General features: G+C 47.5%; 16 protein-coding genes. 8 read left to right on the top strand and 8 right to left on the bottom strand.

What is annotated here, in order from left to right; all coding sequences use genetic code 11:
* The first annotated feature begins 27 nt into the window (after positions 1–27).
* Positions 28–2925: a DNA polymerase I gene (gene polA, locus BW928_RS03810; RefSeq protein ID WP_076554912.1), complete on the top strand. Its 2898-nt coding sequence runs from the start codon at positions 28–30 to the stop codon at positions 2923–2925.
* Positions 2926–2968: 43 nt separating this feature from the next.
* On the opposite strand, the gene BW928_RS03805 is transcribed toward polA, so the two are convergent.
* From BW928_RS03805 to BW928_RS03790, 4 genes are all read right to left on the bottom strand, one after another.
* On the bottom strand, positions 2969–3259 hold the full coding sequence (locus BW928_RS03805; protein WP_076554911.1) for a DUF2218 domain-containing protein: 291 nt from the start codon (positions 3257–3259) through the stop codon (positions 2969–2971).
* 414 nt (positions 3260–3673) lie between these two features.
* Positions 3674–6286, bottom strand: coding sequence for a type I DNA topoisomerase (gene topA, locus BW928_RS03800; protein WP_076554910.1), 2613 nt, complete (start codon positions 6284–6286; stop codon positions 3674–3676).
* Positions 6287–6496: 210 nt separating this feature from the next.
* Positions 6497–7135, bottom strand: coding sequence for a hypothetical protein (locus tag BW928_RS03795; RefSeq protein ID WP_076554909.1), 639 nt, complete (start codon positions 7133–7135; stop codon positions 6497–6499).
* Positions 7136–7143: 8 nt separating this feature from the next.
* On the bottom strand, positions 7144–9792 hold the full coding sequence (locus BW928_RS03790; protein ID WP_076554982.1) for a DNA translocase FtsK: 2649 nt from the start codon (positions 9790–9792) through the stop codon (positions 7144–7146).
* Positions 9793–10153: 361 nt separating this feature from the next.
* On the opposite strand from BW928_RS03790, the gene BW928_RS03785 reads away from it, so the two are divergent.
* From BW928_RS03785 to glmU, 7 genes are all read left to right on the top strand, one after another.
* On the top strand, positions 10154–10927 hold the full coding sequence (locus tag BW928_RS03785; protein ID WP_076554908.1) for an ABC transporter ATP-binding protein: 774 nt from the start codon (positions 10154–10156) through the stop codon (positions 10925–10927).
* Between the two features lie 96 nt (positions 10928–11023).
* Positions 11024–11809 (top strand): transporter substrate-binding domain-containing protein, encoded by a 786-nt coding sequence (locus tag BW928_RS03780; RefSeq protein WP_076554907.1) that lies wholly within the window; start codon positions 11024–11026, stop codon positions 11807–11809.
* A 93-nt stretch (positions 11810–11902) separates the two neighbouring features.
* Positions 11903–12679 carry a transporter substrate-binding domain-containing protein gene (locus BW928_RS03775; protein ID WP_076554906.1) on the top strand — a complete coding sequence of 259 codons (777 nt, stop codon included), beginning with the start codon at positions 11903–11905 and terminating at the stop codon, positions 12677–12679.
* A 76-nt stretch (positions 12680–12755) separates the two neighbouring features.
* A complete protein-coding gene (locus BW928_RS03770) occupies positions 12756–13508 on the top strand; it encodes a transporter substrate-binding domain-containing protein (protein WP_227516542.1) in 753 nt (250 codons plus the stop codon).
* A 178-nt stretch (positions 13509–13686) separates the two neighbouring features.
* Entirely contained in the window at positions 13687–14409 is a 723-nt protein-coding gene (locus tag BW928_RS03765; protein WP_076554981.1) for an ABC transporter permease, read from the top strand.
* Positions 14406–15116, top strand: a complete 711-nt coding sequence (locus tag BW928_RS03760; protein WP_076554904.1) for an ABC transporter permease — start codon at positions 14406–14408, stop codon at positions 15114–15116. The genes BW928_RS03765 and BW928_RS03760 overlap by 4 nt, the downstream gene beginning before the upstream one ends.
* 9 nt (positions 15117–15125) lie before the next feature.
* The gene (gene glmU, locus BW928_RS03755; protein WP_076554903.1) at positions 15126–16484 is read left to right on the top strand and encodes a bifunctional UDP-N-acetylglucosamine diphosphorylase/glucosamine-1-phosphate N-acetyltransferase GlmU; all 1359 of its coding nucleotides are present in this window, start codon (positions 15126–15128) and stop codon (positions 16482–16484) included.
* A 461-nt stretch (positions 16485–16945) separates the two neighbouring features.
* Here glmU and BW928_RS03750 read toward each other — a convergent pair whose 3' ends face one another.
* The 4 genes from BW928_RS03750 to BW928_RS03735 all read right to left on the bottom strand — a co-directional run bounded on the left by BW928_RS03750 (position 16946) and on the right by BW928_RS03735 (position 20563).
* On the bottom strand, positions 16946–18448 hold the full coding sequence (locus BW928_RS03750) for an aminoacyl-histidine dipeptidase (protein WP_076554902.1): 1503 nt from the start codon (positions 18446–18448) through the stop codon (positions 16946–16948).
* Between the two features lie 213 nt (positions 18449–18661).
* Positions 18662–19789, bottom strand: a complete 1128-nt coding sequence (locus BW928_RS03745) for an aminotransferase class V-fold PLP-dependent enzyme (protein WP_076554901.1) — start codon at positions 19787–19789, stop codon at positions 18662–18664.
* A 162-nt stretch (positions 19790–19951) separates the two neighbouring features.
* A complete protein-coding gene (locus tag BW928_RS03740; RefSeq protein ID WP_076554900.1) occupies positions 19952–20296 on the bottom strand; it encodes a hypothetical protein in 345 nt (114 codons plus the stop codon).
* Positions 20297–20326: 30 nt separating this feature from the next.
* A complete protein-coding gene (locus BW928_RS03735; RefSeq protein WP_076554899.1) occupies positions 20327–20563 on the bottom strand; it encodes a DUF2788 domain-containing protein in 237 nt (78 codons plus the stop codon).
* Positions 20564–20572: the final 9 nt, after the last annotated feature.

Genomic DNA, 20572 nt, shown 5'->3' with positions numbered 1-20572 from the left:
TATCAACACTCAATCAAAAACAACGCCATGACTGACAATAAACCAACATTTAACACCCACTACCCAAACCCAACCAACCTTGCCAAAATAAACACAGATCATATCAACAAAACAAGACCGCCTGTGATTTTGGTGGACGGGTCTTATTATCTGTTTCGCTGTTTTCATGGCTTGCCGCCGCTGACCAATTCGCAAGGCTTGCCCACCAATGCCATTCGTGGCGTGCTAAATGCCCTAAACAAGCTCATCAAAAAATACCAGCCTACGCACATGGCGGTTGCCTTTGATACGAAGGCGGCGACTTTTCGCCATGAATTATCCGCCGCCTACAAGGCACATCGCCCACCGATGGATGAGGATTTGCGTGTGCAAATTCCCTACATTCACCAACTGATTGAGCAATTGGGCATACCGCTGCTAAAGATAGACGGCTTTGAGGCTGATGATATTATCGGCACTTTGGCACATCGTGCTTGCCAAAATGGCTACCCTGTCGTCATCTCCACAGGTGATAAGGACATGGCACAGCTTGTCAATGACTGCATCACGCTAGAAGACAGCTTTACAGGGAAAATCACCGATACCCAAGGCGTGCTGGATAAATTTGGCGTGCACGCAGAGCAAATCATCGACTACCTAACTTTGATGGGGGATGCATCAGACGGCATCGCAGGGGTGCCAAAAGTCGGACAAAAAACCGCCGCCAAGCTACTCAATGAATATAGCAGCATTGATGGCATTTTGGCAAATTTACCAAACATCAAAGGAGCAGTCGGCAAAAGCCTAGCCGACCACCAAGGCGACATTCCACTAAATCGCATCTTGGCAACCATCGTAACTGATTTGGATCTGCCCATTGGCTTTGATGACATTGTGCTAGACAACAGCCATGCCGCCCAAAAACAGCGTGCCAAAGATTTGCATGAATTGTATCAATTACTAGAATTCAAAAAAGAGCTGGCAGAAACAGCCCAAATCCTTGCAAATGACACTCATGATAATTTAGAAAATATACATAATTCCGCTGATAATTTGCCACAAAACCACACCGATAAAGAACCCCTTAGTGTGCCAAATCTTCCCACAGGCACGCCTTGTTATCATACCATCAGCACGGTATCAGATTTTGAAAATTTAATACATAAATTAAATAGCGTGCCTTATTTTGCCATCGATACCGAAACCACAAACATCGACTGGCAGCACGCCGATTTGGTCGGTATTTCGGTCAGCACCGCCAATTATGAAGGCTATTATATCCCTGTTGGACATACGGGTGATTTTGGCATATTGCTTGATAATCAGCTGCCTTTGGACTTTGTGTTATCAGGGTTTAAGCAAGTTTTGGAAAACCCAGCCATCGGCAAAATCGGACAGCATCTTAAGTACGATGCCCATATTTTTATGAAATATGGCATCAAGCTAAACAACTGGCAATCAGATACCATGTTGGCAAGCTATGTCATCAATGCTGCCGCCACAAGGCATAGCATGGACGCACTCGCCAAGCATTACTTGGGCGTTGATACCATTACCTTTGAAGCGGTGGCAGGCAAAGGTGCTAAGCAGATCAGCTTTGACAAAGTTGCCATTGATACTGCTGCCAACTATGCTTGTGAAGATGCTGATATTACATTTAGATTGTTTAGTATTTTTAATCAATATCTACAAGATGACACGACAGCCGCCAAATTACTGCACCAGCTTGAACTGCCTACCGCCAAGATTCTTACTCAGATGGAGCATGACGGCATCTTAATCGATCGTGATTTTTTGGGCAGATTGTCTGTGGAATTTGACAAGCAAATCATGGCTTTGGAGCATGATGCCGAGCGTATCGCAAAAGAGGCGTTTAACCTTGCCAGCCCCAAGCAGTTGGGCGAGATTTTATTTGACAAACTGGGCATCAAAGGTGGCAAAAAAACCAAAACAGGGCAATATTCCACCTCTGAATCTGTGCTGGCAAATATTGACCACCCGCTGGTTGATGTTGTGCTAAACCACCGCAGTTTGTCAAAGCTCAAAAGCACCTACACCGATGCTCTCGCCAAAGCCGCTGACAAAACAAACCGTGTGCATACCAGCTATCATCAGGCACTCACCAGCACAGGGCGACTGTCATCAAGCGACCCTAACCTGCAAAATATCCCGATTCGCACCGATACAGGGCGACTGATTCGCGAGGCGTTTATTGCTCCGCCTGACCGCCTCATCTTGGCGGCAGATTATTCACAAATCGAGCTGCGACTGATGGCACATTTTAGCGGTGATGACAGTCTGATTGATGCTTTTCGCCAAAATCTAGACATTCATACCGCAACCGCTGCCGAGATTATGGGCAAAGACATCAGCCAAGTAAGCAATCTGGAGCGGCGAGCTGCCAAGGCGGTGAATTTTGGGCTGTTATACGGCATGAGTGCTTTTGGACTTGCCAAACAACTGGGTGTCGAAAGAGGCGTTGCCCAAGACTACATCAAGCGATATTTTGCCCGCTATCCTGCCATCAACGACTATATGCAAAACACCAAAGACATGGCAAAACAGCACGGCTATGTGCAGACAATTCTAGGACGCAAGCTATACTCGCCAGACATCAACAGCAGCAATCGCATGGTGCGTGATGCTGCCGAGCGTGCGGCGATTAATGCCCCTTTGCAAGGCTCAGCAGCCGAGATTATCAAACTTGCCATGATTGCTGTCGATAAAATCCTGCCAAAAGATGATGCCAAATTGCTCTTGCAAGTGCATGACGAGCTGGTGTTTGAGGTTGCCAAAGACAAAGCTGTCGTCATCGGTGAGATGATAAAGACCGCCATGCAAAATGTCCTGACCAGCACCGCCAAAGAGCTAGGCTGGCAGGTGGATTTTGCCGTGCCGTTATTGGTTGAGATTGGCATGGGCGATAATTGGGATCAGGCACATTAACCAAAGTCAGCTCATCTATAAGCCAAACAGCACTTTGGGCGATTTAGGCATCATGCCACTGATAATCAAACACCTCGCCTGCCATGCGGTCAATATGGCTTGCCACCACGCTTTGTAATTTTGCCAAATCCATCGGCTCACTGCCACCCTCAACAGGTCTAATTTCGACCTGCAAAGCATCAGCCGATGGCAGCAGAACCACTTCTGCACTGGGAAAATGCACCACAAACCCCGTATCGCCCAGCGATGATATCTGGAATTTATGTTGCCAATGATTGGTCAAACGCTTGGCGATTCTTAGCCCGTCAGTGGTAGTGATGACTGCTTGGCTCATGATTTACTCCATAACTATTTTATCAAAAACCGTCAGCACTGCCAGTGAGAAACATCGCACGCATTGCTTGGGCGGTTTTGTTGCCTGTGTTATTTTAGCTTGTTATTATAAGAGCTGTATTGATTGATGGCAATCCAGAATTGATAAGATTGATGGTGAATAAACAGTTGATAAGTGTAAATAACAGGTGCTGATAGCCGATTCCAAAAACAACAAAACCGCAAACTTAGTGCGGCTTTGTTGTTTTTACGGCTGTAAAAATATCCATACTCTCTTCCTTGCTAGCATCTCATCCATGCTCCAATCCATTGGAGTTTTCCGTTGCTATGTGCATATTATGCACCAAAATCACAACGATAAACAGATGGCAAATGCGTCAATTGTTGTAAGAAATTGCTTACAATTGAATAAATGCTATTGCTTCACCCAAGCCCCCTGTCGCCATACCAGTGCAAAACGGGTGGCTTTGCCGTCTTTTTCAGAGCCGATATACTGCTCGGCATTTTTACGACTCCAACGCAAGATGGTCGGATTGCCTTCTTCATCAACATCAGGAGCATCAAACAAATAATGAAATTTTGGCTCAAGCTCATCTTTGATGGTACGCAATTCGCTCAATTTTGGCGGACGAGTTTCACGCACTTTGGGGAATTTTGATGCCGCCAAGAACAGACCCGCCGCCCCTTCACGCAGCACATAATGGTCATCAAACCGCCCAGAGCGTAAATGTGGCATGGCAATGGCTGTCATGCGTGGCGGTGCTGCTTGTCCATTTTTTAGCACTTTTCGCGTATTGTCGCATTTTTGGCAAGCAAAATACGCCCCAAAACGCCCAGTTTTTAGCTCCATTTGCCCATCGCATTTATCACAATCAATGGTTGGTGCGTCATTACTCGTGCCAGCAACCTCAAACACGCCCTGCTCTAACAAATGGCCTTCACAATCAGGATTGTTACCACAAATGTGCAATTTTAGCCCACCATCGACGATATAGCCGTCCATTGCCGCATTGCACAGCTGGCAGCGTTTTTTCTCCAGCAAGGCATGAACCTCTGCCGACTCATCGTCCGCATCAAAGGCAAATGCCGATACTGGCATGAGATTTTTTGTGCCTTTACAGCGTTCTTTTGGTGGCAGATTGTAGCCTGTGCAGCCCAAAAATACGCCTGTCGAGCCTGTACGCACCTGCATGGGTCTGCCGCAGGCATCACAGCCAATCTCTGGCACATTGGTTGGGTTGTTTGGTCGCATACCGTCTGATGATTTGGCGGTGTCTAATTTTTGTTTAAATTCATGATAAAAATTATTCAGCACCACTTTCCAATTCTCATCACCAACTGCCACTTCATCAAGCTTATCCTCAAGCCCTGCCGTGAACGCATAATCCATCAAATCAGGGAAACTCTCAATTAGGCGTTCGGTAACAATATCTCCCATTTTTTCGGCATACAGGCGTTTGTTCTCAAGTTTTACATAGCCACGCTCTTGAATGGTTGAGATAATTGAGGCATAGGTTGATGGGCGACCGATACCGCGACTTTCTAGCTCTTTGACCAGACTTGCCTCACTGTAGCGTGCTGGTGGTTTGGTAAAATGTTGGCTAGGCTCAATCGCCGTCAATGGCAATTTGTCGCCAACAGCAACCTTTGGCAGCAACACATCATCGCTTTTGGCTGGTGGCTGTATGCGAGTATAGCCATCAAAAATCAGCGTCCGTCCTTTGGCTTTTAGCTCAATGTCAGCCGCAGCCACCAACAAACTGACCGACTGATAGCGCGCTGGTGTCATTTGGCAAGCGACAAACTGCCGCCAAATCAGCTCATACAGACGCTGTGCATCTCGCTCCATCGCTGTCAATTGACTGGATTTTATGGCAACATTAGACGGACGAATCGCCTCGTGTGCCTCTTGGGCATTTTGTTTGTTGCCATAAAAATTGGGCTTTTCGGGCAGATAAGCACCGCCAAACTGCTCACCGATATAACCACGCACCGCCGTCAATGCGTCTTGGCTCAAGAAAGTTGAGTCAGTACGCATATAGGTGATATGACCAGCTTCGTACAATCGCTGTGCCAAAATCATGGTTTTTTTGACGCTAAAGCCCAAGCGAGTGCTGGCTGCCTGCTGCAGTGTCGAGGTGATAAATGGGGCAGAGGGACGAGACTGGGTGGGTTTTTCGTCAATGCTTGATACAACAAAATCAGCAGAACTTAGCACCGATACCACCGCATCTGCTGCTTGCTTATTATCCAGCTTTAGGCTCTTGCCGCCTTGCTTGACTGCCTCTAGGGTCAATACCTCACCTGCTGCGGTGTTTTTTGTGTGGATTTGCCAATATTCCACAGGTACAAAGGCACGGATTTCTCGCTCTCGCTCTACCACAAGGCGGGTCGCCACAGACTGAACACGCCCTGCCGACAGCCCACGAGCGATTTTTGCCCACAATAGTGGCGAGACCATAAAGCCCACCACACGATCCAAGAATCGGCGTGCTTGCTGGGCATTAACTCGGTCAATGTTGAGCTTGTCAGGGCTTTTAAAGGCATTTTCAATGGCGGATTTGGTGATTTCGTTAAACACCACACGGCTGTATTTGTCGTCATCGCCACCGATAACCTCTTTTAAGTGCCACGCAATCGCCTCTCCCTCTCTATCCAAGTCCGTTGCCAGATAGATTTTGTCAGCATCTTTTGCTAAGGCCTTTAATTCACGAATTACTTTGGTTTTGTTTGGCAAGATTTCATAAACAGCCGCCCAGTCATGCTCAGGGTCTACCCCCATACGGCGAACCAATGCCCTCTGGGCTTTTTGCTCACGATTTAGCCCTGCCTCCTCGTCCTTGCTTGCTTTTGTGCCGCTGCCACCGACAGGCAAATCTCGCACATGGCCAATGCTTGAGCGGACGATATAGCCACTGCCCAGATATTTGTTGATGGTTTTGGCCTTGGCTGGCGACTCGACAATCACCAAAGCCTTACCCTTGGCATTTGCTGTGGTTTTGGTGGTGGTTTTTTTGCTGGTTGCCATATCTTGCCCTGTCATAAACAATTTAATAAATAGTAACTTTATATTTAAATATCTTAAAAAATACCCATCATCGCACAAATCATTTGGCGATTTATTGACGAATTATTGCATTTATAGGGTGAAAATTTGATTTTGTCAATCATTTTTCACAGTTTGTGGTGATTTTGCCCTGTTTTTTGTGCATTTATCCAGACAACCTTAGTGAATTTATCAGCCAATGTTGTCGCCTTCAGCGGGTTGTTGATTGACAACGCCCATGCTCAGCTTAACCGTCGCCACCGTTTCTGCCCAGCCGATTAATGCCTTGTACATATCCACCAAGTCCGCCGCTGCCTGATTTTTATCCAGTTTATACGCCTTATGACTGTGCTGATATTTGTCATCAAGCCAATACAACGCCACCGCATTTGCCTTCATTGACAACCCCAAAGTGCGTGAGGCAATCGCACCAGGCAACAAAATCGGCACGCCGTCCAATCGTGCCGCCTGCTGACGCATTTTGGCGGTATAAAAATCCTGCTCCACCAGTCGCCAGACACCTGCCACCGCTTGATACTGCACCATTGGCAAGGCAAGCTCATGAGCGGTCAGCGTATACTGGGCAATCTTGGCGGTAGCCTCGCTTGGATGACGATCGGCAGGCACAGGGCTGATGAGGTTTTTTTGAGCCACAAGCCAATCAGGGCAAGCGATGAGCTTTGGGAAAATCTGATAAGATCTCGCCATCAGGCGAAAATCCGCCACCCGTACCGCTGCTGGGCTTGGACGAGCCGCCATAAAATTGCCCAGCAAAAACCCTGCCACTACCAGCACCACGATAATAGCAATCGCTGTATTTGACAAATCCATCGGTACACCTATAATAACAACTGGCGTTTGCCACTATTATCCATCGCCGAAACCAAGCCTCTTTCTTGCATCTGATCAAGCAAGCGTGCTGCACGGTTGTAGCCAATGCTAAATTTGCGTTGCACTGACGAAATCGATGGCTTGCGTGTCTCTACCACATATGCCGCTGCCGCCTCGTATAATTGATCGCCATCGGCAACACTGCTGGTATCGCCACTGCCCTCACCATCAAAAGTATAACTCTCTGACAGGTCGATATAGTCAGGACTGCCTCGCTCACGCCACGCATCACAGACACGGTTCACCTCATCATCATCAACATAAGCACCATGCACACGCTCGGCAGAGTTTTTGCCCGGAGCGATAAACATCATATCGCCATTACCCAGCATATCCTCGGCACCGCCCTCTTCGATGATGGTACGGCTATCCACTTTGGTATTAACCCTCAATGCCACACGAGATGGCACATTTGCCTTGATCAGTCCTGTAACCACATTGACTGTCGGTCGCTGGGTGGCAAGCAGCAAATGAATGCCAGCAGCACGAGCTTTTTGTGCCAGTCGCACGATTGGCTCTTCGGCAGTTTTGCCCAGCTGCATAATCATGTCAGCAAACTCATCTGCCACAATGACAATAATCGGCAGTGTCTTTAACTTTGGTGGTTTGGACTGACTGACGCTATCATTGGCTTGCCATAATGGATCATAAATTGGCTCGCCACTTTGTTCAGCTTGGATAATTTTTTTGTTAAATTCGGCAATCTTGCGTACACGCAGCTTACTCATCAATCGATAGCGGCGTTCCATTTCATTCACGCACCAAGTCAATGCCGCCACCGCATCTTGCATATCAGTAATCACAGGGGTTAATAAGTGCGGTATGTCGTTATAATTCGCAAGCTCCAGTTGCTTGGGGTCAATCAGTACCAGCTTCAGCTCATCGGGGGTATATTTTAGGAGCATGGATAACAAAAATGAGTTCACCAGCACCGATTTGCCCGAGCCTGTCGTACCTGCCACAAGCATATGCGGTGCTTTGGCAAGGTCAGCAATCACCACCTTACCGCTAATATCCTTGCCGACAGCGATGGCGATTTGTTTGTCTGGGTCTTGGTAGTCTGGGGTATCAAGCAGCTCAATCAATCGCACCATTTCACGCTTTTCATTTGGTACTTCGATGCCGATGTATGGCTTGCCGGGGATAACCTCAACCACACGCAACGATTCCTTCAGCATATTGCGTGCCAAATCTCGCGCCTCCCGCGTTACTCGGCTTGCTTTCACACCTGCTGCCAACGCCACCTCAAAGCGTGTTACCACAGGGCCGACAGTCGCCGCCATCACCTGTGCTTGGATATTATACTCTTGCAGTTTAATCTCAAGCAATTCAGAGGATTCTTTTAGCTTTGCTTCACTAACCTTTGGCTTATTTTGATAATCTGGGGTGTCAAGCAGCGTAAGCTCAGGTATTGGCGATAAACTCATGCGATAGGCAAGCTTACCCATTGCGTATGACTTGGGCTGACCGCCAGCTTGACTTGGCTCATCCGCCCAAGCCGCTGTATCATTTGGCTCATCTGATAATCCATCAACCAGCTCTGGCATCGGCTCGTAAGGCTTGGCAGATACGGTTGTCTGTGGCTGATGATTGGCATCAACATCAGCAGAATCAATGCGTAATTTACCCAATTGATTATATCTATCCACTGTGCTTGGTACTGCCTCATCTGGCTGTATCTTTGGCTCATCAGTCAATGCCAGCGATATGCTCGCCTCATTGATGATATGCTCGTCTGCCACAGTGCTGTATGGATTTGGCTCATCATCTGACTCATACTGCCAAGCTGGATTCTTATCATCGCTCGGCATCTGCTCGGACAAACTTATTGCTTGGGTCTGTAGGGCAATCTGCTCATCAAGCACTCTTTGGGCAGCAGCATCTTGCTCGGCTTGTCGCTTGGCAAGCAGCTCATCTCTTAGCCCAGAATGACACAAAAAACTCTCCAACGCCCCGTGATGATTATGAGCCTGCACGACATCATCAATCGGCTCATCAACATCGTCAGCCACAGGCTGCTTTGGCACTTCTGCCACTGGCGTTTGTTCATTATCGGCTTTTGGGCGAGCCTGCCCCACCCAGTCCATAATCATCGCTGCCACATTTGCCCAGCGAATCTCAAAACTTAGGGCGGCAATAATGCCAATCAACGCAATCAGTGCCAATGCCGTAACGCTCGCCCCCAGATTGATGACTAGGTTTTTTTGTAGCTCAAAACCCATCGCACCGCCCAAGCTGGCTGCAAGCCCATTATCCCGAAAATCACCCATATAAGCCAGCAAAGCACTGATAAATGCCAACAACAAGGCATAAGCTGACACCCTTAGCACCCACAGCAATTTGGCGTGCAACCACCACAGTCGTGCCAGCTCATACGCCAAAACCAGCACCAAAAACCATGCACCATAACCAAAAAAAGTATGCAAAATATCCGCCACCCACGCACCCATACGCCCAGCGACATTGGCAATCTCAGGATTGCTGCCGATATGCGACCATGCCGAATCCGTCTTGTCGTACGACAGTAATGCCAAGAACAAAAATACCAACAGCACCGTGCCAATGACAGTGAGTAGCAATTGCCCAAACAAGGACATTTTTTTTGGCGTGATGAATTGATTTAGCGATAAAGTTTTCATGGATACTCTAGCATAAGGGTTGGGTGGTTAAGGTTGTCGCACAAAGCCCAAAGCCAAGTGGCAACATAACCGCTTATTATAGCGAAATTTATGGCATTTTACCAAATATTCCACAACCATGCCGAATTCGGCGACCAAAGCCATCGCTTGATACAATTTGGCATGGCTAATTTTGTCAAACGATGAAAAAATTAAGAAAATGTTTGCCTTTATTGGATTTTTCGGTAAAATTATAACAATTATTTTGGCTAATGACCGCTACCGATAACCAACGGTCTTTGCCATCTTGTTTTTTGTCATTACAATTTTAGGAATTTTCATGACTGATTTACGCCCAATTGCACTTGATTTGCAAGACATTCACAAAAGCTATGGCTCGCTTGAGGTGCTAAAAGGCGTTTCTTTGACTGCTCATGATGGCGATGTTATCAGTATTTTGGGTTCGTCAGGTTCTGGCAAATCCACGCTGTTGCGGTGCATTAATCTGCTCGAAAAACCAAGTCTTGGCAAGATTATTGTCGGTCAAGAGGAGCTAAAGCTCAAAGCCCACAAAGGCGAACTGGTTGCCGCTGACAAAAAACAACTGGAAAAACTGCGTTCAAAAATCGGCTTTGTTTTCCAAAATTTTAACCTCTGGCCGCACAAAACCATCTTACAAAACATCATCGAAGGCCCGACCCAAGTGCTGGGTCTATCAAAAGCAGAAGCCATCAGCGATGCCGAGCGACTGCTAACCAAAGTTGGTTTGCTGGACAAAAAAGATGCCTATCCTGACAATCTATCAGGCGGACAAAGACAGCGTGTGGCGATTGCCCGTTCGCTTGCCATGCGTCCACAGGTGCTGCTTTTTGACGAGCCGACATCTGCTCTTGACCCTGAATTGGTCAATGAGGTTTTGGCGGTGATGCGTGAGCTTGCTGCCGAAGGTCGCACCATGCTGATTGTAACCCACGAGATGCGTTTTGCTCGTGAAGTATCCAGCAAGGTGGTCTTTTTGCACCAAGGTCGTATCGAGGAAATCGGCACGCCTGAAGAAGTATTTGACAATCCAAAATCACCACGAGTGCGTGAATTTATGGCATCGCACCGCTGATTGGTATTGTGCCAGTTGGCTGAAGAATTTTTGTTTTATTAATACAAGCTGGAATTTGTCTCTTTTACTGCCAAGAACCCAGCTTAAGGAAAAACCGTGATTAAACCATTTGCTACACTTGCCATCGCTTGCCTTGCACTGGTTGGCTGTTCACAATCAAAAGACGAAACCGCCACAAGCGAAAGCAAACAAACTGCCGAAACCACCGAACAACGCGAGCTGATTATCGCAACCGAAGCCGCCTACCCTCCGTTTAATGACACCGACCCCAGTGGCAATATCGTTGGATTCGATGTTGATGTCATCAATGCCATCTGTGCCGAAATTCAGGCAAAATGCCAAATCGTTGCCCAAGATTGGGACGGCTTAATCCCAAGTCTATTGATGGGCAAATATGACGCAATCATCGCAGGTATGTCCATCACGCCAGAGCGACAAGCTCAAGTGGATTTTAGCGAGCCATATTTTTCAAACACCATCGCATGGCTTGCCAAAAAAGACGGCAGCTTTGACCCCAATAACATCACCGACAAAGTGCTGGGCGGTCAGCGTTCCACCACAGGTGCTGCCTACATTAGCGAAAAATATGACGGCAAAGATGGTAACCGTGTGCAGTTGTATGACACCTACACCAACGCCTATCTTGACCTAAAAGCAGGTCGAAACCAAGCAGTCATGGCAGAAAAAGCCTCTGCATCGGATTGGCTAAAACAAGCAGGCAACGAAGAATTTGGTCTGGTTGGCGAAGAGATTAACAACAACGACAACCTAGGTATTGCCGTGCGTAAGGGCGATGCACTAAAAGCACAATTTGACGCAGCACTGGCAACCTTAAAACAAACAGGAAAATTGGCAGAAATTGAAAAAGCCCATTTTCAATAATACCTACCGCCACACGCCACGCCAATGACGGCAAGGCAACCTAAGCCCCAAGTGAATGCAGACTTGGTTGATGTTTAACAAGAGGAGTTTATCATGAAATTTATTATAAAATTAACAACCGCCGCCCTTGCCCTTGCCACACTTACCGCTTGCGGCACCAACAATGATAAGCCCGCTGATGCTACACGACAAATTCGCATCGCAACCGAGTCAAATTTTAAGCCCTTTAGCTATCTGGATACGCAGGGCAATGTGGTGGGTTTTGAGATTGACCTTGCCAATGCCCTGTGCGAGCAAATCAAAGCCCAGTGCAACATCATCAGCCAAGATTGGGACAGCTTAATTCCAAGCCTAAACGCCAATCAATCTGATGCGATTATGGCAGGTATGTCCATCACGCAAGAGCGTCAGCAAGTGGTGGATTTTAGCGAGCCGTATTTTGACAATGCGTTGGTACTGGTTGGTAAAAAAGGCGATGCCACCACCATCGATAGCATTGCTGGCAAAACGGTCGCCACACAGCAGGCGACACTGGCAGCTGATTACCTCAAACAAAACCACCCCGATGCCATCGTCAAGGCTTATGACAAACAAGACAATGCCCATCTTGATTTGTCAGCAGGGCGTGCTGATTTGATGCTGTCTGATGCTGTGCCAATCACCGACTGGCTAAGCACCGAGACAGGGGCAAATTTTGAGATCAAAGGTCAGCCCATTGACATCAATGACAAGGTTGCCATCGCTGTCCGCAAAGGCGACACTGCCCTAAAAGCAGATTTTGACAATGCACTTGCCGCCCTAAAGCAAAATGGCAAATATGACGAAATCGTCAGCAAGTATTTTGACAAACAAACTTTATTGCAAAAATAACACCGCCAAGATAGGCACCCATCAGTCAATCAAGGAGATGATGATGAAACTAAAAACCACCGCCCTATTTGCAACCATGCTTGGTGCATTGGCATTAACTGCCTGCGGCAACCAAAACAATACAACCGACTCGGTGCTGCGTATCGCCACCGAAGGCTCTTATGCACCGTATAATTTTACCAATCCTGATGGTAGCTTGGCTGGGTTTGATATTGACATCGCCAATGCTCTGTGCGAAAAAATGCAAACACAATGCCAAATCACCGCTCAAGATTGGGACGGCATTATCCCTGCACTAAAAACAGGCAAATTTGATGCCATCGTTTCGGCAATGTCTGTAACCGCAGAGCGTAGCGAGCAGGTAGATTTTAGCAAGCCTTACTACATTAACTATTTGGTATTTTTGGCAAAAAACGATTCCAAATTTGACCCAAGTTCAAAAACCGACATCGAAAATGCCAAAATCACCGCCCAACGCTCAACCATCTCAAGCCAGTGGCTGACCCAGACTTACCCAAACAGCAAGCCACAGCTGTATGACACGCTGGACAATGCCTTTATTGATTTGGGCAATGGTCGTGCCGATGCCATGATTTCTGACAAATTACCTGCTTTGACTTGGCTGAAATCTGATTTGGGCAAAAATTTCACCATCAAAGGTTCTGATATTGACATCGATGACAAAGTCGCTGTCGCCGTTGATAAAGGCAACACAGAGTTGCTACAAAAAATCAACGACGCCCTAGATGCCATCAAGGCTGATGGCACTTATGAAAAAATCGTCATCAAGCATTTTGGTGCTGAAGGCATGCCAAAGGACTTGCAATAACACAAGCCCATCAGCACAGTTCCACCAAAGACGAGTTTATCAGGCTTGACCTAGGTTTCTAGGTCAGCGGTCTGTTTTGTGCTACAATAATCCATTGCACTCTTGGCTGGGCTAGACCTTGCCAGTGTGCGTTTATATTAACATCAAAAGTTGCTCAGGCAACGCACAAGGTATCAGCGTGTTTGACTTACAAGGCTACGGCCCAATTTTAATACAAGGTACACTTTTGACCATCAAACTGGGTCTTGCCAGTTTGTTTTTTGGTTTGATTTTTGGGCTGCTGGGTGCGTGTGCCAAACTCTCAAACCTGTGGATTTTGCAAAAACTTGCCAATATCTACACAACTGTCGTGCGTGGCATTCCTGAACTGCTCATGGTGTTTTTTATCTTTTATGGCGGCAGTGTGATTTTTTTGGTCATCGCCAAACAGCTTGGCTATCAAGGTCGCATTAATATTTCTGAATTCTGGGCAGGGGTTGTGGCTCTTTCTGTCATGTTTGGAGCCTACGCCACCGAAGTTTTTCGCATGGCGATTCAAGACATTCCCAAGGGTCAGTTTGAGGCTGCCGAAAGTCTTGGCATGACGCCTTTTCAGACTTGGACACGCATTATCCTACCCCAAATGTGGCTTGTTGCCCTGCCCGGACTTGGCAACTTGACACTGGTACTGCTCAAAGACACCGCCCTAGTATCACTCATCGGACTGAAGGATTTAATGTATTTTGCCCAGCGTGCTTCGCAAGCAACCCAAAAACCATTTACTTTTTATTTGGCAGCGGCACTGATTTATTTGGCTTTGACATCAATCATTACGCTGTTTGTTATGTGGTGCGAGGCTCGTGCCAACCCTGCTGCACGCTACGCTAAGATGTTACGCAAACAATCACGAGGTCAGGCATGAATTGGAATTGGCAAGCGATTATTAAGTATTTTCCTGACCTGTTGTCAGCGTCCATCACCACGCTTGAGCTGGTGATTGCCTCTTGTGCCTTGGGTCTTATCTTTGGTGTTTTGCTTGGCTTATGGCGGTTGTCGCCTGTGGTATGGCTGCGTGCAATCCCTGCGATGTATATTTTCTTTTTTCGTGGCACGCCGCTTTTGGTGCAGATTTTCTTAATCTATTATGGCTTGGGTCAATTTGATGCCATCAAGCAATCTGCCCTGTGGCAGCCTGTGCTAAGCCAAGCCTACTGGTGTGCCATCATTGCTTTTACACTCAATACCTCTGCCTACATTGCCGAGATTGTGCGTGGTGCCATACAAGCTGTGCCACAAGGCGAACTGGAAGCTGCCGATGCCATCGGTATGTCCAAGCTAAAAAAATTACGCCGCATCACCCTGCCTCGTGCCTTTGGTATCATGATTCCTGCCTATAGCAATGAGGTGATTTTTATGCTAAAAGGCAGTGCTTTGGCGGCATCAATCACTGTTGCTGAGCTGACCTATAAGGCTCGTGAAATCATGGCTGCAACTTACCTGAACCTTGAGATGTATTTTGCCGCTGGGGTGATTTATCTGCTCATCAGCTGGGTATTTTTGTTCGCATTTCGCCAGTTTGAGCATCGCATCAATCGCCACAAATACTACACACCTACTCATCAATCCTAAGGAGCCATCATGACCCTGCATACCATCATCTTGGCCGCTGGCAAAGGCACACGCATGAAATCCACCAGACCAAAGGTGCTACAAACCTTAGCTGGTAAGCCTTTGGTGCGTCATGTGCTAGACACTTGTGCTGCCATCGGTGCAGACAGCACTGTGCTGATTTATGGCTTTGGTGGTCAGATGGTCAAGCAGGCACTGGCAGGGTATGATATTATTTTTGCCGAACAAACCGAGCAACTTGGCACAGGTGATGCTGTCAAAGTCGCCCTACCTCATCTGCCCACCACAGGCAAAAGCCTGATTTTGTATGGTGATGTGCCACTTACCACCGAAAACACACTCAAACAATTGGTCGCTGCCAACACAGCTGGCATTTCCATGCTGACCCTAGAGGTGGACAATCCATTTGGGCTGGGTCGCATTATCCGCAAAAACGAGCAAGTCATTGCCATCGTTGAACAAAAAGACGCCACCGATGCCCAAAAAGCCATCAAAGAAATCAACAGCGGCATTTATTGCGTGGACAACGCCCTATTGCACAAATACCTGCCTTGTCTCACCAATGATAACGCACAGGGTGAATATTACCTGACCGATATTGTCAAATTGGCGGTTGCTGATGGTGTGGAGATTGCGACCATTTCCCCAGAGTTTGATTTTGAAATCGAAGGGGTGAATGACCGCATTCAGTTGGCAAATCTAGAACGCCACTATCAGGCTCATCAGATACGCACCTTACAACACGCTGGCGTGCAGTTTGCCGACCCTGATCGTGTAGATATTCGTGGGCGACTGCGCTGTGGGCAAGATGTGTTTATTGATATCAATACCATATTTATCGGCGAGGTGTCGCTTGGTGATGGTGTGCAGATTGACGCAGGAACAATCATCACTGACAGCACCATCGGCAACGCCACTCATATCAAGCCTTATTGCGTCATTGACGGCAGTAATATCGGCTCTGATGCCAGCATTGGGCCTTTTGCCCATTTACGCCCCCAGACTCTGCTGGCTGACAATGTCAAAATCGGCAACTTTGTCGAGACCAAAAAAACCACGCTCGGACAAGGCAGCAAAATCAACCACCTAAGCTATGCTGGCGACAGTGAAATTGGTCGCGAGGTTAATATTGGTGCTGGCGTCATCACTTGCAACTATGACGGCGTGAACAAATCTCGCACAATCATCGGTGATGGTGCTTTTGTGGGCAGCAATTCCAGCCTTGTCGCTCCTGTTAATATCGGCAACAACGCCACCATCGGGGCAGGATCAGTGATTACCAAAGATGCCGCCGATGACAAATTAACACTGGCACGCAGTCAGCAAGTTACCATTGACAACTGGCATCGCCCCACGAAAAAAACCTAAAAATCACCGACCCCAACTTGGCAAATTTATCACTTGGTGCAGTCTTTTGCACCAAGCATTGTCCTGCCAAGCTCGCACTTGCCTATAGATTTGGCAATATTCCAAGTCTTGTCGCTATAGTCTTGTCGCCAATTTTGGTTCAAACAAACAATGCTGACCGTGTTAATTTGCGATAAATTATCATGGCTTTATCGCACTCTTGTCCCAAGCTGCAAGTTTATTCAACCGACAAACCCATCATTTTGCCACTTGGCTTTGCTGCCAAATAACCTTTGCAGCCTTAGGCATAAACATTTGCCAGCAGATAGCTATCCGCCACCCATACAATTTTGGCAATTGATTAAACATTAGCAACCGCCAAGCAGATCATTGCCAAGCCAAGTGTTTGCATCCATATGGGATCGTACCCAAATTTTGATGGCATCAACTGTTATCTTAAAGCACTCAACCGTCAAGTTAAATCATCGCATTGGTGCATTTGCCAAAATATCAGTCAATAATCGCCAATAAGCCGCCACCGATTCGATATGCACCATCTCATCAGGCGAGTGAGCATTTTTGATGGTAGGCCCAATTGAGACAATATCAAGGTTGGGGTGGCTTTTTTTGATCAAACCGCATTCCAGCCCTGCATGAATGACCTTGATATCAGGCTTGCGGTTTAGGATTTTTTCGTACAAAGACACGGTCAGGGCTGTGATTGGAGAATTCTCATCAGGATTCCAGCCAACATAATCGCCGCTAAAACACACGCTTGCACCTGCTAGGCGTGCAATGCTTGACAAAACATCGCACACCGCCATCTTGCCAGATTCTACCAATGAGCGAATCAGCAACACGCACCGCAGACCTGACTCATCAAGTGCCAATTGCCCAAACGATAAAGAAGTCTCAACCGTATCTGCTACCACATCGCTTTGGCGTACCACTCCATTTGGCAAAGCATGAATCAAATCCACCACTTGCGTGCTGTCTTGTGGTGTCAAGCTGGTATCTGGCAGGGCAGTTTGTGCCACCGTACCAACAAAGTTCGGTTCCGCCTTGGCAATTTCGGCAGCTATTGTATCCAAAGTCAGCTCAATGCACTGCACAACTTGGGATTTGATGGTCTGTGGCAAACTGATGGTTGCGGTTGCCTCACGAGCGATGGCGTTTCGCAAAGTACCGCCATGCAGTCCAGAGATGGCAAATTGTCCAGAAAACTGTTGATTTAGCACCGCCAAAACTCGTGCCAATATCTTGATGGCACTGCTGCGGTTCTTATCAATATCCAGCCCAGAATGCCCACCACGCAAGCCCTTAATATCGATGGTGATGGCGGTATCAAAGGCGGTTTTTTGCCACAGCACGGGCAATCTGACATCAGCATCAATGCCACCAGCACAGCCGATATACACCTCGCCGATTTCCTCGGTATCAGTATTAATCATCATCGTGGCGTTAAGCTCGCCTGATTGCAAACCAAACACCCCAACCATGCCAGTCTCCTCAGTCATGGTAAGCAGCACCTCAAGCTCTGGGTGAGCCAGCGTATCATCTGCCAATACCGCAAGGCAACTTGCCATGCCAATGCCATTATCCGCCCCCAAGGTCGTTCCTGTTGCCATCAGCCAAGCACCGTCATTGGGATTGATTCGCAGCCTGATGGGATCGGTGGCAAAATCATGCTCCACTTCAGCGTTGGCCTGTGGCACCATGTCCAAATGTGCCTGCAAAGCGACGGTAGCACGATTCTCATAGCCTGCCGAAGCGGGTTTTTTGATGATGACATTGCCCACCGCATCACGGCGTACTGCCAGCCCTTGCGACTTTGCCCATGCGACAATATCAGTTGCCAAAGCCTCTTCATGATGGCTTGGGTGAGCAATTGCACTGATGCGTGCAAACCATTGCCATAACAGACTCGGCTCAAATGCCTGAACCACCGCCAGATTTTGTTCATATGCCACAGCATGAAAACTCATACAACCTCCTAGTTATTTTTGCTATCTTGGTATCGCCTAAGTTTATTTCTTAATATGCCAATCATCACCCCAAGCAGTACAGCCACAGCAGGTCTGCAATGCCCCACATCGCCCTTTTGTCCGCCAATCTGTCAATATTAATCAGCAAAACGGCAAAACACCTGTCCAATTTATACGCCCATGCCGTTTATATTAGCGGCAAGCTATCCAAAATTATACCGCAAACACCTGATCTGCCGCCAATGCAAAGCGTGCCACCGTGCCATCAATATCGGTTAATTTATCAATGCCAAACAGTCCAATGCGAAAACTGCGATAATCTGCTGGCTCATCAAGTTGCAATGGCACGCCTGCAGCAATCTGCACGCCCACTTCGGCAAATGCCGCACCCTTATGCACCGCCTCGTTTGGTGCATGGCAAACAATCACCCCATACGCCTGCACTGCTCGATCGGCAACGCTGTTAATTCCTTTGGCATTTAATAAAGCCAAAATCCGCTCGCCAAGTGTGATTTGGGCATTTTTTAGCACATCATAGCCCTGTGTCTTTGCCTCAAGCAATGCCTGATACAACTGCACCAAGCCATCGGTTGGCATCGTGGCATGATAAGCATGACCGCCACTGTCGTATGCTGCCATCACATTGAGCCATGCTCGCAAATCAAGTGCAAAACTTGATGGCGTACTGCACGCCACTGCTTGCTTGGCGGCATCTGACAACATCACCAAACCAGCACAAGGTGTACTGGACAAGCCTTTTTGTGGTGCAGACAACAGCACATCTATGCCCAACTTTTTCATATCCAGCCACAAGCACCCCGAAGCAATACAATCAACCACTAACAGTCCATCAACTGCGTGCACCGCTTGTGCCAGAGCCTTGATATAATCATCAGGCAGCATAATGCCAGATGCTGTCTCAACATGGGGTGCGAACACCAACTGCGGACGCTGCTTGTGGATATAATCAACCACCTTGTCAATATCAGCTGGGACAAACTGTAACACGCCATCGTGCTGCTTGGCTTGTGCCTTGAACACCTGACAAGACTTCACCAAACCTGTTGCGTCCATAATCTGCGTCCAGCGATAACTGAACCAGCCATTACGAATCACCACACAGTCCTTGTCTTTTGCCAGCGTATGCACCACCGCCTCCATGCCAAATGTGCCAGAGCCAGGTACGATTGCCACCGCATCAGCCTGATATAGCTGCCGAAGCTCATAAGACAACCCTCGCATCACCGCCTGAAATTGCATGGACATATGATTAACCGCACGCTCGGTATATACCACCGAGTACTCAAGCAGTTGCTTAGAATCCAAATTTGTTGCCGACATAGACACTCCTTGTTGTTAATGGTAATTAAAAATAAATAATATATCAAATATCATTGCACAATATTATGTGCCAATGCCACAGATACTACCACGCCCACCCGAAGGCTTGGTAAGCAAAAACACAAAAATAAACCCACAAACTACAGCCTGTGGGTTTTGGGATTATTGCTTGGCAGCATCACTTGCTTGCGACTGGCTGGCGGTGTCTGCTGATTCATCAGTTTTTTCAGCCGATTTGTCAGCTGCCGCCTCAACTGCCTTGTCCGCTGTGGCTGTGTCGGTTGTCGCAGCATCGGCTGGTTTTGCACCACCCTTGGCAGCGGTTTCGGCGAAGGTTGGCTGACCATGGTCTTCAAAAATTATCTCTTCTGGCTTTGGTGCTTTTGCCATAGCTGCCTCTTGTGCCGCCTCAACACGATCAACAGCATAGACTTTCTCTTTCTTATCGCCACAAGCACTGAGCATCATCGCCGCCGACAATGCCACAAAAATTGCCAAAGTTTTCATAATATTCTCCAAATAAAACGCCCAAATGCGTTACAAAACCCATTTTTCAAGCACAAATTCGATAACCAGCTTGGCAATAAAGCCAAAAAAGCCCATGCCCAAGGCAACAAAAATCCAAAAAGTTCCTGCCTTGCCTGCATCAGACTTTTTTGAAATATCCCACATGATAAAAATCAAAAACCCGATAAAAACTGGCAATAGGACATACAGCCCCAAAGTGGTTATTGTCTCGGCAGATACCATAAATTGTGTCGCCATCACAGACATCAAAAGCAC

It is taken from the genome of Moraxella cuniculi DSM 21768 (genome assembly GCF_900156515.1).
GTDB classification, from domain to species: Bacteria; Pseudomonadota; Gammaproteobacteria; order Pseudomonadales; family Moraxellaceae; genus Moraxella; species Moraxella cuniculi.
The sequence above is the reverse complement of the archived record's forward strand: the minus strand, read 5'-3'. Positions and strand labels throughout refer to the sequence as shown.

Coding starts and splice junctions, on each gene's coding strand:
- BW928_RS03785 (WP_076554908.1), top strand. CDS start 10,154: ATGACTGATTTACGCCCAATTGCACTTGATTTGCAAGACATTCACAAA.
- BW928_RS03805 (WP_076554911.1), bottom strand. CDS start 3,259: ATGAGCCAAGCAGTCATCACTACCACTGACGGGCTAAGAATCGCCAAG.
- polA (WP_076554912.1), top strand. CDS start 28: ATGACTGACAATAAACCAACATTTAACACCCACTACCCAAACCCAACC.
- BW928_RS03735 (WP_076554899.1), bottom strand. CDS start 20,563: ATGTCTGTGATGGCGACACAATTTATGGTATCTGCCGAGACAATAACC.
- BW928_RS03795 (WP_076554909.1), bottom strand. CDS start 7,135: ATGGATTTGTCAAATACAGCGATTGCTATTATCGTGGTGCTGGTAGTG.
- BW928_RS03750 (WP_076554902.1), bottom strand. CDS start 18,448: ATGAGTTTTCATGCTGTGGCATATGAACAAAATCTGGCGGTGGTTCAG.
- BW928_RS03790 (WP_076554982.1), bottom strand. CDS start 9,792: ATGTCCTTGTTTGGGCAATTGCTACTCACTGTCATTGGCACGGTGCTG.
- BW928_RS03760 (WP_076554904.1), top strand. CDS start 14,406: ATGAATTGGAATTGGCAAGCGATTATTAAGTATTTTCCTGACCTGTTG.
- BW928_RS03740 (WP_076554900.1), bottom strand. CDS start 20,296: ATGAAAACTTTGGCAATTTTTGTGGCATTGTCGGCGGCGATGATGCTC.
- topA (WP_076554910.1), bottom strand. CDS start 6,286: ATGGCAACCAGCAAAAAAACCACCACCAAAACCACAGCAAATGCCAAG.
- BW928_RS03745 (WP_076554901.1), bottom strand. CDS start 19,789: ATGTCGGCAACAAATTTGGATTCTAAGCAACTGCTTGAGTACTCGGTG.
- glmU (WP_076554903.1), top strand. CDS start 15,126: ATGACCCTGCATACCATCATCTTGGCCGCTGGCAAAGGCACACGCATG.
- BW928_RS03775 (WP_076554906.1), top strand. CDS start 11,903: ATGAAATTTATTATAAAATTAACAACCGCCGCCCTTGCCCTTGCCACA.
- BW928_RS03770 (WP_227516542.1), top strand. CDS start 12,756: ATGCTTGGTGCATTGGCATTAACTGCCTGCGGCAACCAAAACAATACA.